Source organism: Novosphingobium profundi, assembly GCF_020524485.1.
GTDB classification, from domain to species: domain Bacteria; phylum Pseudomonadota; class Alphaproteobacteria; order Sphingomonadales; family Sphingomonadaceae; genus Novosphingobium; species Novosphingobium profundi_A.
Genome location: NZ_JAIVLF010000001.1, coordinates 656926 through 670297, shown reverse-complemented (window position 1 = coordinate 670297; position 13372 = coordinate 656926). Strand labels below are relative to the sequence as shown.

Annotated in this window: 18 protein-coding genes and 2 tRNA genes; 6 read left to right on the top strand and 14 right to left on the bottom strand. The window is 64.4% G+C overall.

Going from position 1 to position 13372, the window contains the following annotated elements:
* Positions 1 to 17: 17 nt before the first annotated feature.
* A tRNA-Gly gene (locus LC060_RS02935) sits at positions 18 to 92 on the bottom strand.
* Positions 93 to 281: 189 nt separating this feature from the next.
* Positions 282 to 356, bottom strand: a tRNA-Gly gene (locus LC060_RS02930).
* 227 nt (positions 357 to 583) lie between these two features.
* Between LC060_RS02930 and LC060_RS02925 the strand changes: the two genes are divergently transcribed.
* The gene (locus tag LC060_RS02925; RefSeq protein ID WP_226633600.1) at positions 584 to 1486 is read left to right on the top strand and encodes a tetratricopeptide repeat protein; all 903 of its coding nucleotides are present in this window, start codon (positions 584 to 586) and stop codon (positions 1484 to 1486) included.
* Between the two features lie 24 nt (positions 1487 to 1510).
* Positions 1511 to 2122: an LON peptidase substrate-binding domain-containing protein gene (locus tag LC060_RS02920; RefSeq protein WP_226632545.1), complete on the top strand. Its 612-nt coding sequence runs from the start codon at positions 1511 to 1513 to the stop codon at positions 2120 to 2122.
* Between the two features lie 30 nt (positions 2123 to 2152).
* Here LC060_RS02920 and LC060_RS02915 read toward each other — a convergent pair whose 3' ends face one another.
* The 8 genes from LC060_RS02915 to LC060_RS02880 form a co-directional block, all read right to left on the bottom strand.
* Positions 2153 to 2587 (bottom strand): hypothetical protein, encoded by a 435-nt coding sequence (locus tag LC060_RS02915; protein WP_226632543.1) that lies wholly within the window; start codon positions 2585 to 2587, stop codon positions 2153 to 2155.
* Positions 2588 to 2670: 83 nt separating this feature from the next.
* A complete protein-coding gene (locus LC060_RS02910; RefSeq protein ID WP_226632542.1) occupies positions 2671 to 3306 on the bottom strand; it encodes a MarC family protein in 636 nt (211 codons plus the stop codon).
* The gene (locus tag LC060_RS02905; RefSeq protein ID WP_226632540.1) at positions 3303 to 4037 is read right to left on the bottom strand and encodes a hypothetical protein; all 735 of its coding nucleotides are present in this window, start codon (positions 4035 to 4037) and stop codon (positions 3303 to 3305) included. The genes LC060_RS02910 and LC060_RS02905 overlap by 4 nt, the downstream gene beginning before the upstream one ends.
* The gene (gene folD, locus LC060_RS02900) at positions 4034 to 4927 is read right to left on the bottom strand and encodes a bifunctional methylenetetrahydrofolate dehydrogenase/methenyltetrahydrofolate cyclohydrolase FolD (RefSeq protein WP_226632538.1); all 894 of its coding nucleotides are present in this window, start codon (positions 4925 to 4927) and stop codon (positions 4034 to 4036) included. The genes LC060_RS02905 and folD overlap by 4 nt, the downstream gene beginning before the upstream one ends.
* A gap of 1 nt (position 4928) precedes the next feature.
* The gene (locus LC060_RS02895) at positions 4929 to 5222 is read right to left on the bottom strand and encodes a YggT family protein (RefSeq protein ID WP_039388887.1); all 294 of its coding nucleotides are present in this window, start codon (positions 5220 to 5222) and stop codon (positions 4929 to 4931) included.
* 181 nt (positions 5223 to 5403) lie between these two features.
* The gene (locus tag LC060_RS02890; RefSeq protein ID WP_213500780.1) at positions 5404 to 5958 is read right to left on the bottom strand and encodes a hypothetical protein; all 555 of its coding nucleotides are present in this window, start codon (positions 5956 to 5958) and stop codon (positions 5404 to 5406) included.
* 38 nt (positions 5959 to 5996) lie between these two features.
* The gene (gene argB, locus LC060_RS02885) at positions 5997 to 6908 is read right to left on the bottom strand and encodes an acetylglutamate kinase (protein WP_226632536.1); all 912 of its coding nucleotides are present in this window, start codon (positions 6906 to 6908) and stop codon (positions 5997 to 5999) included.
* 93 nt (positions 6909 to 7001) lie between these two features.
* Positions 7002 to 7688: a queuosine precursor transporter gene (locus LC060_RS02880; protein WP_226632534.1), complete on the bottom strand. Its 687-nt coding sequence runs from the start codon at positions 7686 to 7688 to the stop codon at positions 7002 to 7004.
* 107 nt (positions 7689 to 7795) lie between these two features.
* Here LC060_RS02880 and LC060_RS02875 point away from each other — a divergent pair, with 107 nt between their 5' ends.
* Together LC060_RS02875 and LC060_RS02870 are read left to right on the top strand one after the other, a co-directional pair.
* The gene (locus tag LC060_RS02875) at positions 7796 to 9121 is read left to right on the top strand and encodes a NupC/NupG family nucleoside CNT transporter (RefSeq protein ID WP_226632532.1); all 1326 of its coding nucleotides are present in this window, start codon (positions 7796 to 7798) and stop codon (positions 9119 to 9121) included.
* A 101-nt stretch (positions 9122 to 9222) separates the two neighbouring features.
* Positions 9223 to 9591: a DUF4870 family protein gene (locus LC060_RS02870; RefSeq protein WP_226632530.1), complete on the top strand. Its 369-nt coding sequence runs from the start codon at positions 9223 to 9225 to the stop codon at positions 9589 to 9591.
* Positions 9592 to 9613: 22 nt separating this feature from the next.
* Here the strand turns inward: LC060_RS02870 and LC060_RS02865 are convergent, their stop codons facing one another.
* On the bottom strand, positions 9614 to 10033 hold the full coding sequence (locus LC060_RS02865; protein ID WP_226632528.1) for a hypothetical protein: 420 nt from the start codon (positions 10031 to 10033) through the stop codon (positions 9614 to 9616).
* 134 nt (positions 10034 to 10167) lie between these two features.
* Complete coding sequence (locus tag LC060_RS02860; protein ID WP_148628273.1) at positions 10168 to 11220, bottom strand: ribonucleotide-diphosphate reductase subunit beta; 1053 nt, start codon at positions 11218 to 11220, stop codon at positions 10168 to 10170.
* A 406-nt stretch (positions 11221 to 11626) separates the two neighbouring features.
* On the opposite strand from LC060_RS02860, the gene LC060_RS02855 reads away from it, so the two are divergent.
* A complete protein-coding gene (locus LC060_RS02855) occupies positions 11627 to 11893 on the top strand; it encodes a DUF2171 domain-containing protein (RefSeq protein ID WP_039388902.1) in 267 nt (88 codons plus the stop codon).
* An 88-nt stretch (positions 11894 to 11981) separates the two neighbouring features.
* On the opposite strand, the gene LC060_RS02850 is transcribed toward LC060_RS02855, so the two are convergent.
* A complete protein-coding gene (locus LC060_RS02850) occupies positions 11982 to 12371 on the bottom strand; it encodes a PepSY domain-containing protein (protein WP_226632526.1) in 390 nt (129 codons plus the stop codon).
* Between the two features lie 260 nt (positions 12372 to 12631).
* The gene (locus LC060_RS02845) at positions 12632 to 12820 is read right to left on the bottom strand and encodes a hypothetical protein (RefSeq protein WP_039388907.1); all 189 of its coding nucleotides are present in this window, start codon (positions 12818 to 12820) and stop codon (positions 12632 to 12634) included.
* Between the two features lie 261 nt (positions 12821 to 13081).
* On the opposite strand from LC060_RS02845, the gene LC060_RS02840 reads away from it, so the two are divergent.
* A complete protein-coding gene (locus LC060_RS02840; RefSeq protein ID WP_226632524.1) occupies positions 13082 to 13309 on the top strand; it encodes a DUF2171 domain-containing protein in 228 nt (75 codons plus the stop codon).
* Positions 13310 to 13372: the final 63 nt, after the last annotated feature.

Below are 13372 nucleotides of genomic sequence, written 5' to 3'. Positions count from 1 at the left end.
GATGTCACTTGAAAAACTGGAGCGGGCGAAGGGATTCGAACCCTCGACCCCAACCTTGGCAAGGTTGTGCTCTACCCCTGAGCTACGCCCGCTCTGGCGTTTTTCCGAAACACTCTGGTGAAGCACCATCGTGTCTGGGATGGCGGGCCATTAGCAACGCTTTGGAAGCACCGCAAGACCCAAAAATGTGTTTCGGTCCAACCCCTTGCGAGACGAAGCCAAGACTTCCGCGCTCTTGCCATGCCTGCATGGAAGAGTGCCCTCGCACTACCGATGGAAACTGGAGCGGGCGAAGGGATTCGAACCCTCGACCCCAACCTTGGCAAGGTTGTGCTCTACCCCTGAGCTACGCCCGCTCTGGCGTCCGTTCGGAAGGTTGGAAGCGGATGTCCGCGCCGCCCTTCCGGGGTGGAGGCGGCCCATTAGCAGTGGGTTTCAGGCCCTGCAAGCGCAAAATGAAAGAAAAAATACAAATTGCGGATTCCCGCCGCTTTCCCGCATTCCCCCCTTCACAAACGCCCCCAGAATGTCGATCTAGGCCGCTCTTGAAATCGCGACCGACGGGAGCAGTGCAGTGGCCAGCATGGGTCTGAACATCGAAGAGCAGAAGGCAGCAGAGCGGTTCCGCAAGGAGGTTGCCGAACCCTCGATGACCCAGCTCGTGATTCTCGATTTCTGGGCAGAGTGGTGCGGCCCCTGCAAGGCGCTGACCCCGGTGCTCGAGAAAGTCGCGGCCGAGTACGCCGACAAGGGCGTGGTACTCGCCAAGATCAACGTCGATGAAGAGCAGTTCATCGCCTCGCAGTTCCAGGTCCGTTCGATCCCGACCGTCTACGCGATGTTCCAGGGCCAGCCGGTCGCCGACCTGACGCAGGCGCGCAGCGAATCGCAGCTGAAGGCGACGCTCGACAAGCTGCTCGAACAGCTTCCCGTCCAGCCCGGCGGTCAGCCGCCCAAGCCCGATATTGCGCCTCACCTTGCCATGGCCGAAGAGGCTCTGGCGGCGGGCGATGCCGAACAGGCTGCGGGCGTCTTCATGCAGATCCTCCAGGCCGTGCCCGACAGCGCCGAGGCGGCGTCCGGCCTCATCCGCGCGCTCGTGGCCGCAGACCGCCTGGAAGAGGCCGCGCAGATGCTCGAGACCCTTCCGGTCGAGCTTTCCAGCGACCCGCAGATCGAACGCGCCCGCAAGGCCCTGGAGCTGGCCAAGGACAAGCCCGAAGACGGCGAACTGGCCGCCCTGCGCAGTGCAGCGGAAGCCAACCCCTCCGACATGGAAGCCCAGTTCGCCTTCGCCAACGCCGCTTTTGCCGCTGGCGAGCGTGATATTGCCGCCGAAACGCTCCTGAAAATGGTTGCAATCGACCGCGAGTGGAACGACAGCGCTGCACGTACCAAACTGCTCGAGATCTTCGAGGCGGTCGGCCTGGAAGATCCGTGGGTTTCGGCAACGCGCCGCAAGCTCTCGACGATCCTGTTCGGCTGAGCCCCAAGAGAGGATACCCGCCCCGTGCCGCGCATCACCATCTTCCCTCTGTCCGGCGCGGTGCTCTATCCCAACCTGCAACTGCCGCTGCACATCTTCGAGCCGCGCTACCGCGCGATGGTGAGCGACGCGCTCGCCCGGGACCGCATGATCGGCATGATCCAGCCCCAGCGCCCGACCGAAGGCGCCCCACTATTCTCCGTGGGGTGCCTCGGGCGCATCGGCGAGGTCGAGGCGCTGCAGGACGGACGCTACAACATCATCCTGGAAGGCGAGCGCCTGTTCCGCATGACGCGCGAGCTAGATGTGTCGACACCCTTCCGCCAGATCGAAGCCGAACTGCTGCCCGAACCGATCGACGAAGTGCTTGCCCCCGTCGAGCGCGCCTCGTTCGAACGGGAGGCGCGCCGCTTTGCCGAACGGCAGGGCTATGCGGTGGATTGGGAGCAGGTCTCGCGGCTCGACGACCAGGCGCTGATCAACGGCGTCTCGCAGATCGCCCCCTTCGACCCGGCCTCCAAGCAGGGCCTCCTCGAGTCCCCCTCCCTCGCCGAGCGCTGCGAGATGCTGGTCCAGCTCATGCAGTTCTACGGCAAGCACGGCGACAGCGACGAGGACGGCGCGACTCTCCAGTAGATAGCTCGGCTTGGCGGCGCGCACCGCGCCTCAGCGCCTCCCCGAATCGTCCTGCGCCATCGGGGCATTGACGACGCTGTCCAGCATCGCCGCCTGCATACCCATGTCACGCGCCTCCGAAGCGCTCATGCCGCCAGCCCGCCTCTGTGCCCGATTGCTTGCCGCGGACAGAACGCTGGCCTGCTTGCGAAAGGCCCTCGCCTGCCCACGGCTCATGGTGCCCTCCCGGCGCATCGCGCGAATATCATGCCGCGTCTCGCGGACCTGCAGCGAGACCCGCACGTCGTAGCCTGTTCCCCTGGTCGCGGGATCGCGGTGATTTGGGTCGACCCGCTCCGCGGTCGTGGGGGCCTCGGCATCAGACTGCGGGGCCGCATCGGCAGACACTTGGTCGGCAGCTTGGGCCTGCGCTCCCGGCACAAGCGCCAGAACCGCAAAACAGGAAAGCCAGTTCAGACGGGGCATGGCATACCTCCCTACGCTCTCGTGGAGACGACAGGAAACAGCCCTTGACATGAATGCCAGGTGAATTGCTGGACAGATGCCTCTTAGCTCAGCAGCGCGGAGTTGATGCCATCAAGCACGTACTGCGTCGCAAGCGCGGCGAGGAGGACACCCAGGAGACGGGTGATGACCGCCTCCACGTTCTCACCCAGAATGCGCATCAGGGGGCCTGCCGCCGCCAGCGCCGCGAAGGTCAGCGCCAACACCAGCAGCATGGCGCCAAGCACCGCGAAGGTCTGCTCCGAGCCCTGCGCGCGCGACATGAGCAGCATGATCGTCGCAATCGAGCCCGGCCCCGCGATCATCGGCATCGCCATCGGGAAGACCGAGACGTCCTCGACCTCGGGCGTTTCCGCGTTCTGCGCCATGATCTTCTCGGCGCGCTCCTCGCGGCGCTGGGTGCGCTTCTCGAAGACCATCTCGATGGCGATCATGAAAAGCATGATGCCGCCTGCAATGCGGAAGGCGTCGAGCTCAATGTGAAGCGCGCCCAGAAGCTGCTTGCCGAAGAGCGCGAAGACAAGGAGGATCGCGACCGAAATGGCACAGGCCCGCGCGGCCATGCTGACCGCCTGCTGGCGACTGGCCCCTGCCGTGAGCCCCGCGTAGATCGGCGCGCAGCCCAGCGGGTCGATCACCACGAAGAAGGCGGTGAACGCGCTGATGAACAATTCGATCATGGCCGTGTATCCCCTGTCCGGGCCCCGGCCTCGAACGCAAGTTGCTTGAGCCCGCCGCCCGTCAGAAGCGAAACGGTGAGCACGGTCTTTCCGGAAGGCGCCGTCGCATAGCGCCAGCGCAGTGTGCCGTCGTCCGAACGCCCCTGCGTAGGGGGCCCGTCCGCCGTCACCTTGATCTCGTCCTCGGCCTTTTTGCGCGGCCCGCTCCAGGGCTGCGGCGCGGGACAGTCGGTCACCTTGCCGGTAAGGAAATCGGGAATCGCGACCGGCTCGGCGCTGGGCAGGCTGAGGTTGAGCACCCAGCGGTATTCCGACTTCTTCTCACGCTTCTTCCAGATCGTGGCGTAGGCCCCGAAGCTGCCGTCCGCGCGCGTCCAGCCGCCCTGCGTGAGGCCGAGCGTGCCATCACAGCTCATCCAGATTTCGGCCGGGTCCCACTTCAGGCCATCGGCAGGCTCCTCCTGCCCGCGCAGCCAATCCTCGGCAAGGACCGGAGCCGGCGCGAAGAGTACGGCCTCATCGGCGGCAAACTTGCGCATCGCATCATAACGCCCCTTCTCGCGCGCCCGGCGGTTGAGAGCGATTTCGGCGGCGACAAGCGCGCTGGGATTGGCCGTGCCCGCACCGGGGCGTCCGCCCGGCATGCGCCGGTCCCGCGCGCCCAGAGGAGGCGCGGCGAGCAGCGCTGCCGAAAGGACGGTCAGCGCCAGGAGGCGCCGCGCGGCGCTCAAATCGTGCTCTCGTCCAGTGCGATACCGGCGTTGCGGTGCGCAGCCACGATGGTGTTGCGCAGAAGGACCGCGATGGTCATGGGGCCAACGCCGCCCGGCACCGGCGTGATCGCGCCCGCGACCTCGCTCGCCGACGCAAAATCGACGTCGCCAACCAGCCTGGTCTTGCCTTCCTCGGCTCCGGCCACGCGGTTGATGCCCACATCGATCACGGTCGCGCCCGGCTTGATCCACTCGCCCTTGACCATCTCGGGACGGCCGACGGCCGCGACCACGATGTCGGCGCGGCGCACGACCTCGGGCAGGTCCTGGGTGCGGCTGTGCGCGACGGTGACCGTGCAGCTCTCCGCGATCAGGAGCTGGGCCATGGGCTTGCCCACAATGTTCGAGCGCCCCACCACGACCGCATCGAGGCCCGAAAGCGAACCGAGCTGGTCCTTGAGGAGCATCACGCAGCCCAGCGGCGTGCACGGCACGAAGCCGGGCAGACCGGTCGAGAGACGCCCGACATTGACGACGTGGAAGCCATCGACGTCCTTGTCCGGGTTGATCGCCGCGATGACCTTCTGCTCGTTCATGTGGCTGGGCAGCGGGAGCTGGACGAGAATGCCGTCCACGGCCGGATCGGCGTTGAGCTTCTCGACCACGGCAAGGAGATCCGCCTCGCTGGTGTCGGCGGGAAGCTTGTGCTCGAAGCTTTCCATGCCGCAGGCGAGCGTCTGCTTGCCCTTGTTGCGCACGTAGACCTGGCTTGCCGGGTCCTCACCCACCAGCACCACGGCGAGACCCGCCTTGCGGCCAGCCTTGGCCTCGAAATCGGCAGCTACCGTGCCGACACGTTCGCGCAGGCCCGCGGCGAAGGCCTTTCCGTCGATGATCTGAGCGGTCATGTTATGCGTAAGCCCTTGCCAGGTTTGCGAGAATGATCTGGAGGATAGTGAGCCCGATGATCAGCACCATGGGCGAGAAATCGATCGCGCCCGTGTTGGGCATGAACTTGCGGATCGGCCGCAGGAGAGGCTCGAGGATGGCGTTCAGCGCCTGGTAGATCGTCGCCACGAACTGGTTGTGCATGTTCACGACGTTGAAGGCGATGAGCAGTCCCAGCACGAACTGCACGATCACGACGAAGACGATGATGTTAACGAGGTAATCGATGATCTGGTAGAGCGTTAAGAAGAGCAAGCCCTGCTCCTTTCCTGCTGGAACTGGCCAGTGCCCGCAGGGACAAGAATGCCCGCACGGTCACGCGTTGCCGCGCTGATAGCCGAGGCAGACCGATTCCGGCAAGGGTGGCTCTGCAATGAACCATCCTGCATCGACAAAGGGATAGCGATGGGACGCGCCAAAGCGCGCGCAAGGACGCTTACTGGGTCAGCGTCGAGGTGCGCTCGATGCGCCAGTTGAGCTGTTCCTCACTGGCACCAGGCACATCGTTCACGCGGCGCAGCACGATCGTGCCCCGGCGCGAGGGACGCCCATCGGCGAAATCGACAACGATCGGCGCCTCGTAATAGAGCGAACCCGCAGCGCCCGCGATGTCGCCCTTGCCGACCGCGATCTTGGGGCCAGCCTTGCCGCCGAATTCGTCCCGCAGCTTTTCCGGGCTCATCTGCGCATCAAGGCTCCAGGCCTTGGCCGCGTCGATCCAGTCGCCCAGGCGAATGGCGCTGGTGTAATAGCGCAGCAGGCGCTCCGGATCGCGGCGCTCGGTCAGCGCCTCCATGTCGAGATCATTGGCGATCCCGCCGCTCACCGCGCCGGTCGCGGCATCGGTAGGGAGCATCTCGGGCACGAGAAGTTCCGAACCTACACCCGTCGCGCCGTCGCTCGGAATGGCTTCGGGTGCATTCGATTCGCATCCCGCAAGCAGCAGGGCGGCACTGCACACAGCGGCGGCGATGACGAACTGGGTACGCATGACGGTGGATTTTTGCCTTTTCTTGCCCGTTGTTATCTTCAGATGGCCGCAGGATCCGTGCGGATCAAGGTACCTGCACCTTCCTGCGTGAATATTTCCAGAAGCATGGCATGAGAGACACGCCCGTCAAGAACCACCGCCGCCTCGCAGCCCGCTTCCACCGCGTGTACGCAGGTTTCCAGCTTGGGGATCATACCCCCCGAAATCGTGCCGTCTTCCTGCAGGCGGGCAATGTCCGAGGGGCGAAGGTCGGTCAGCAGTTCGCCCTGCTTGTCGAGCACGCCGTGCACGTCGGTGAGGAGGAACAGGCGTGCCGCGCCCAGCGCCGCCGCAATCGATCCGGCCATGGTGTCGGCGTTGACGTTGTAGGTCTCTCCGTCCGCGCCGGTCGCGATGGGTGCGATCACCGGGATCATGCCCGAGGCCGAGATCGATTCGATGACCGTGGTGTCGATCGTTTCCGGCTCGCCTACGAAGCCCAGGTCCAGGACCTTCTCGATCAGGCTGTCCGGATCCTTCTTGGTGCGCTGGACCTTGCGCGCGGTGACCATCTTGCCGTCCTTGCCGGAAATGCCCATCGCCCGGCCTCCGGCCCGCGCAATCCAGCCCACGATCTCCTTGTTGATCGCGCCCGACAGGACCATTTCGGCGACCTGCGCGGTTTCGCGATCTGTCACGCGAAGGCCATCGACGAACTGGCTCTCCACGCCGACCTTCTTCAGCATAGCCCCGATCTGGGGGCCGCCCCCGTGGACGACGACCGGGTTGATGCCCACGGCCTTGAGCAGGACGATGTCCTCGGCGAAATCCTGCGCAAGCTCGGGATCGCCCATCGCATGCCCGCCATATTTGACCACGAAGGTACGGCCAGCGTAGCGCTGCAGGTAGGGCAGCGCATCGACGAGGGTTTCGGCTTTCGCAAGCATGGCGGGATCATGAGGATTCGGCATGGGCCCGCTTTAGCTTCCCTGACGCGGAATTGAAGGTATTTTGTGCCCTTTTTCGTGGAGCACACGCAACACTTGGTGTGCAGGCCGTCGTACTCAGGCCGTTTTCGGTCGGTCGAGCCACTGCCCGAAGCGCACGAAGAAGAGGATCAGCGGGGGCACCATGATGGTGGAGAGCACCAGCTTGGAGATGATCTGCCCTTCCATGATCGCCAGCAACGGCAGGTCCTGCCCGAAGAACGAAATCGAGATGAACAGCACGGTGTCCACCGCCTGCGAAAGCATGCTCGCCAGCCAGGCCCGGAACAGCAGCACCGCGCCGCGCTCATGCCCCAGCGAATTGCCCGCCAGCTTCGAGAAAAGGTAGACGTTGAGCGTCTGCGACACGCCGTAGGAGACGAGCCCTGCAAACTGCATGCGCGCGCCCTGCCCCAAGAGCCGCGCGAAGGCCTCCTGGTCCCCCCACATGGCGGCGGGCGGCACCACGTTGATGACCAGCGTGATCAGCACCATCGAGACGATGAGCGGTATGAAGCCATAGCGAATCAGCCGGTTGGCAATCGCGCGCCCGTGCAGTTCGGCCACCGCGCTCGACAGCACGACGAGGAACAGGAAGGCGAAGATCCCCGATTCGACCGCCAGTTCACCCACCACCGGCCATTGCCCGAGCGAGGCGAGCTTGGTGCCGAGCACGCCCGCCAGCACCACGAGCCCGCCGTACAGCAGCGAGAAGATGAACAGGGAGCGCGGAAGCGAGAGGGAAGCGGGATCATGGGACTGCATGGGGATGCTCTAACCGGCCTTGGACAATTGCACTAGCCGTATTGGACATCGCCCTCTAGGTTCCGGCGTTTACTCGATCTTCCCTCGTTTCGGAGCAACGCCGCTCAATGCAAGTCGCCTACAGCCTTCTCGGCATTGTTCTCATCATGGCCGTGGCATTTCTACTTTCCACCAACCGCAGGGCGATCCGTTTGCGCGTGGTGGGAGCTGCCTTCGCGCTTCAGGCCGGTTTCGCCGCGCTCGTACTCTACGTCCCCTTTGGCAACCGCATGCTGCGCGGCGCGGCGACCGGGGTGGAGAGCCTGCTGGGCTATGCCGCGGCGGGCACCAACTTCCTGTTCGGGCCACTGGCCGATCCCGAGATCGGCGGGGCCAGCTTTGCGATCTCGGCCCTTCCCGTCATCATCTTCTTTGCCTCGCTGATCTCGGTGCTCTACTATCTGGGCATCATGCCGCTGGCGATCCGCTGGATCGGCGGCGCGCTGGAGAAGATTACCGGGATCAGCAAGGTGGAAAGCCTGTGCGCGGCGTCGAACATCTTCGTCGGGCAGAGCGAGAGCCCGCTGGTGATCCGACCCTACCTTGCGAACCTCAATCCCTCGCAGCTGTTCTGCGTGATGAGCGTGGGGCTTGCCGGTGTCGCGGGCACGATCCTGGCCGCCTACGCCTCAATGGGCATCCGCATCGACTACCTCGTGGCCGCCGCGTTCATGTCCGCGCCGGGCGGCATCTTCATGGCCAAGATGATCATGCCCGACCCGCGACACGACGAGGCCGCGCAGCTCGACATCCACGAGGGCACGACGCCGCCTGCCGGAATGACCGCGGCTGCCCTCAACCGCGACGACGTGACCCACCAGCCCGGCGTCCACATCGACGAGGTCGAACCCGTCGAGCACGAGGAAGAGCGTCCGGCCAACATCATCATGGCTGCCTCGCAAGGCGCGCAGACCGGCGTGAAGCTCGCCGTGGCGGTGGGCGCCATGGTGCTCGCCTTCGTCGCCCTCATCGCACTGGCCAACGGCATCATCGGATGGGCCGCCGGGCTTTTCGGCTTCGAGGGCGTCACCTTCCAGGGCCTCATCGGCTATGTCTTTGCCCCGGTCTTCTACATGCTGGCGAGCCCCGACTGGGCCGAGGCGATGCAGGCCGGCAGCCTGTTCGGGACCAAGATCGTCCTCAACGAGTTCGTCGCCTTCATCGATCTGGGCACCAACGCGGCTCTCTCGCCGCGCACCGTGGCGGTCGTCACCTTCGCGCTGTGCGGCTTTGCCAATTTGTCCTCGATCGCGATCCAGATGGCGGTGACGGGGAGCCTGGCTCCCAACCAGCGTCCCCACATCGCCCGTCTTGGCGTCCGCGCGCTGGCCGCAGGCAGCCTCTCGAACCTGATGAGCGCGGCGCTCGCCGGGCTCTTCCTCGGGCTCGTCTGAGGCGCAGCCATTCTGCAAGTGTGCCACGCCGCTCGGCGAGCGCACTTGCAGCACGCGGGCCAATAGGTCACTTTACGAGAACTTCGGTAAGGAGAGAGCCCGTGAACGACAGCGAAAACAGGCCCGCAACCTCGAACTCGAGCTTCGAGCTCAACAACCCGACCGTAATCTGCCTTCTTTATTTTGCCTCGTTCCTGACCGGGGTGACCGCCATCATTGGCGTTGTCCTCGCCTTCGTCTGGCGCGGCGAGCCCAAGGCCGATTGGGAACTGTCGCACTACCAGTATCTCATCAACACGTTCTGGATCGGCCTTGTCGGCGGGATCCTGGGCTTCGTGCTGATGATCGTGCTGATCGGCTTCCTGATCCTGCCTGCGGTCTCGATCTGGGTGATCGTGCGCACGGTGATGAGCCTGCTCAAGGCGCAGAAGCGCGAACCGATGCCCGATCCCAACTCCTGGACGATCTGATCAGGCCCCGCGACGCCCGTACCTAGCCGCCGCGCCGTTCTCCCGATTCCAGCTTCGCGCGCGCCATGTCCTTGCGGGGGACACGGCTCGCGAAGTGGTCCTCATCACCACTGGTGTAGGCGTAGATCTCGGTGACGGGCACGCGGTAGCGATAGCGGTCATCGACAAGCACCACGGTGGCCCCGTCGCGCCCCTCGACCGTGCCAATGACGGCCCCGTCTCCTTCGACGATGGGCGTACCTGGCACGAGCTCGCTGGGCGAAATGTTGCGCACCATCTTGAGATAGGGGCTTTGCATGGCCTTCGCGATCTCGGCGTCGGTGCGCGCGATGACACCGCTTTGCGCGGCGACCGGAAGCGCAGCGGACACGCCCCCTGCAAACAGGATGGGCGCGGCCAGAAAGGCCATCCGGACAGAGCGGAAAACAGGCAGATGGCGCATGCGGTCACTCCTTCGATGGAAAGACTGTGTTACCATTCTAACACAAAAGGCCCGGCAGGTTTCCCGCCGGGCCGTGTTCATTTCGCATCGGCCGTGCCGAAAGGCGCCTTTGCAGCGCCCTGTCCCGCTACCGCTTACTCGGCGGCCTGGGTGTCCTCGAAGAGGCCGGGCTCGCTGCCGTCGTCGGCCTGCGCCTCGTCTTCCGGCTTCACCTTGCGGCGCGAATCGAAGTTCGCCCACACCGTGTTCCAGTCGCCACGGGTCGCACCCTTCGAGTATTCGGTCGCGCGGGTCTCGAAGAAGTTGGCGTGCTCCACACCGTTCAGCAGCGGGGTGAGCCAGGGCAGCGGGTGCTCGTCGATCATGTAGATCGGCTTGAGGCCCAGCTGGTCGAGGCGCCAGTCCGCGATGTAGCGGATGTACTTCTTGATGTCCTTGGCCGTCATACCCGGCACCGGGCCCATCTCGAAGGCGAGGTCGATGAAGTTGTCTTCGAGGCGCACCGTGGTCTGGCAGACATCGGCGATGTCGTCGCGCACGGCCTTGGTCAGGCAGCCACGCTCCTTGGTGAAAGCGTGGAACATCTTGATGATGCCCTCGCAGTGCAGCGATTCGTCACGGATCGACCAGGTGACGATCTGGCCCATGCCCTTCATCTTGTTGAAGCGCGGGAAGTTCATCAGCATGGCGAAGCTGGCGAAGAGCTGCACACCCTCGGTGAAGCCGCCGAACATGGCGAGCGTGCGCGCGATGTCCTCGTCGTTGTCGACGCCGAAGTTCTGCATGTAGTCATGCTTGTCCTTCAGCTCGGCGTACTCGAGGAAGGCGCCGTATTCGCTCTCGGGCATGCCGATGGTGTCGAGCAGGTGCGAATAGGCCGCGATGTGCACCGTCTCCATGTTGGAGAAGGCGGTGAGCATCATCTTGATCTCGGTCGGCTTGAAGACGCGCGCGTACTTCTCGTGGTAGCAATCCTGCACTTCCACGTCGGCCTGCGTGAAGAAGCGGAAGATCTGCGTGAGCAGGTTGCGCTCATGCTCGGAAAGCTTCTGCGCCCAGTCGCGGCAGTCCTCGCCCAGCGGCACTTCCTCGGGGAGCCAGTGCAGCTGCTGCTGGCGCTTCCAGTAGTCGTAGGCCCAGGGGTACTCGAAAGGCTTGTAGGTCTTGCGCGCGTCGAGAAGAGGCATGGGCGACTGACTCCGTTGGATGTCTAACGTGGTGCGTTGTTGGCGAAGGGCAAAAGAGGTGGTCCGTCTTCCGCAATCCGCATGATCTGGCCCGGCGCGAGGAGACTCGCTTCCGGGACCAATGCGGATAGACGAAATTGCCCCTCCTTGTGCAGCCCAACAGCCAAAATTTCTCGAACTTTACACAGCTTTGAATCGCTTGTGAATCATAGATTTGGGGGCACGTGCCCAACCAGAGACCCCACACCTAGTGGGCGAGGCGCCTTGCTCGCACGTGCAGCAAGCGCCTGTGCCCGCCCTCAAAACCCCGCCTCATCCGGGGCTTTCCGGGGAACTGCACAGGCTTCTGGCGCGTTCTTTCAGCAGGAACATTCCGGCCCTTACCGGGCCCAACAGGAGAGACGCCATGACCACCACCGCCAGCCGCCCCCGCGCTGCCGAAGGGACATTCTGGACGACGAGCCTGGGCACCATTCACAAGGACATGAAGGTGATCGACGCCGAGGGGACCTGCCTTGGCCGGGTGTCCGAAGTCAAAGGCGACGAAGTCATGCTCGCGGGCGACGGCGGGCACTCCTTCATCGCACTCAGCCAGATCGACGGCGTGGGCGAGGAAGGCGTGCTGCTTTCCGACCGCGGCGACATCACCTTCGGCATGCCCAGTTCGACCTGAGTTCCAGCCACGACCAGCCGATACGAAAAGGGCCCGGATCATGATGACCCGGGCCCTTCTTGCGTTGCGCGCTATTGCCGCTGTGGGTTCACTTCCAGAACCAGCGCGGGGCCAGCTTGCGCTTGCTCCGAAAGCGCCACATCTGAACGTAGAGCCAGATCCCCGAGATCGAGAAGAACACCAGCGCCAGGCCCGACAGCACCGAGATCACCGTCCCGATGGCACCGAAGGTCTCGCCGGAATGCAGGTGATGGAACAGGCCGACCATCGAGCGGATACCGCCGGACGCGCGCGGCGGCATGCAGCGCCAGCCCTCAGGGCATTCGAAACCTTCCGGCGGCGTGGCGAGGGCTTGGGTGGCCGGATCGGGGGCCCCTGCCGGCCACAGCACGGCAACCTGGCTGAGGACGCCGGTGACCGCGATCCACAGCATGAAGATTCCGAAGAAGAGCGAGAGCCAGCGGTGCCACTTGCGCATGCGAGAAGGGTGTCCCTTTGAACAATTACGAATCGCTGCAATGCAAAGCGCAGGACGCGCACGCGCTCAAGCCGCAAATTGTCACACGCGGTAACGGGACAGGTAAACACGACCAGAAAGAAGGACGTTTCAAGGGGTCATCACCCCTTGACCCCATACCGGGCGACCTCACCTCTCTTGGCCATAATGGCGCGCGAAATGTGAGGTCGACCGTTCTGGGAGCCCGAGGGCGATGGCCCTCGGACCTGTTCTTCTGCCTCTTACCAAGGCCCGCGCCGGTCGTCGTGACGGCGGTCATGGCGACGGTCGTGACGGCGCTTGCCGTGATGCCCCCGGTCGTGGCGCTTCTCGTAGCGGTCGTGCGGGCGGTGGTGGCCGGGGCGCGGATGGCCGTACTGGTTGCAGGCCGAAAGGCCGACCGATGCGGCGACGGCGAGCGAGACGGCCATGATGGCATTCCTGCGAAACACGTGCGTATTCTCCTGATTAGTCTTTTCAATCAAGAGAATACGCAAGGGGCCCGAGCCGTTCCCGTGCGATCCGCGCACGCCCAAAGCCGCCCCACGCACGCCCCGCAGCAAAGCGTGCCGCGCGCACGCGCCCGCCTCCATCAGCCGTGCCCATGATGCGATGGACGCCGGAACGCGCCCCGGGGGGAGGTGCGTTATCAGGGGTAACAACGCAGCAAAACAGAGCGAAAGGAGAGAGATATGCTCGAGAAGCTCCGTATCCGCGAACACATGGAAGTTGCCGATGCCAATGGCCAGCACGTAGGCACCGTCGATGGTATCGAGGATGATCGCATCAAGCTGACCCGAACCGACAGTTCGGATGGCCAGCACCACTTCCTCGACCTCGGCAATGTCGACAAGATTGACGACAACCGCGTCTACCTCAAGCAGGGCACCGCCATTCCGGTCGGCGCTGGCGTCAACTGACGCGCCCCCCGCCCCTCATGCGATGAGGGAATGGCACCATTAAAAAGGCCCCGGACTTCGTGG

What these genes read in the sequence shown, in the direction of transcription:
- LC060_RS02925 (WP_226633600.1), top strand. Translation starts at nt 584, where the DNA reads ATGGGTCTGAACATCGAAGAGCAGAAGGCAGCAGAGCGGTTCCGCAAG.
- LC060_RS02915 (WP_226632543.1), bottom strand. Translation starts at nt 2,587, where the DNA reads ATGCCCCGTCTGAACTGGCTTTCCTGTTTTGCGGTTCTGGCGCTTGTG.
- LC060_RS02910 (WP_226632542.1), bottom strand. Translation starts at nt 3,306, where the DNA reads ATGATCGAATTGTTCATCAGCGCGTTCACCGCCTTCTTCGTGGTGATC.
- folD (WP_226632538.1), bottom strand. Translation starts at nt 4,927, where the DNA reads ATGACCGCTCAGATCATCGACGGAAAGGCCTTCGCCGCGGGCCTGCGC.
- LC060_RS02890 (WP_213500780.1), bottom strand. Translation starts at nt 5,958, where the DNA reads ATGCGTACCCAGTTCGTCATCGCCGCCGCTGTGTGCAGTGCCGCCCTG.
- argB (WP_226632536.1), bottom strand. Translation starts at nt 6,908, where the DNA reads ATGCCGAATCCTCATGATCCCGCCATGCTTGCGAAAGCCGAAACCCTC.
- LC060_RS02880 (WP_226632534.1), bottom strand. Translation starts at nt 7,688, where the DNA reads ATGCAGTCCCATGATCCCGCTTCCCTCTCGCTTCCGCGCTCCCTGTTC.
- LC060_RS02875 (WP_226632532.1), top strand. Translation starts at nt 7,796, where the DNA reads ATGCAAGTCGCCTACAGCCTTCTCGGCATTGTTCTCATCATGGCCGTG.
- LC060_RS02865 (WP_226632528.1), bottom strand. Translation starts at nt 10,033, where the DNA reads ATGCGCCATCTGCCTGTTTTCCGCTCTGTCCGGATGGCCTTTCTGGCC.
- LC060_RS02860 (WP_148628273.1), bottom strand. Translation starts at nt 11,220, where the DNA reads ATGCCTCTTCTCGACGCGCGCAAGACCTACAAGCCTTTCGAGTACCCC.
- LC060_RS02855 (WP_039388902.1), top strand. Translation starts at nt 11,627, where the DNA reads ATGACCACCACCGCCAGCCGCCCCCGCGCTGCCGAAGGGACATTCTGG.
- LC060_RS02850 (WP_226632526.1), bottom strand. Translation starts at nt 12,371, where the DNA reads ATGCGCAAGTGGCACCGCTGGCTCTCGCTCTTCTTCGGAATCTTCATG.
- LC060_RS02845 (WP_039388907.1), bottom strand. Translation starts at nt 12,820, where the DNA reads ATGGCCGTCTCGCTCGCCGTCGCCGCATCGGTCGGCCTTTCGGCCTGC.
- LC060_RS02840 (WP_226632524.1), top strand. Translation starts at nt 13,082, where the DNA reads ATGCTCGAGAAGCTCCGTATCCGCGAACACATGGAAGTTGCCGATGCC.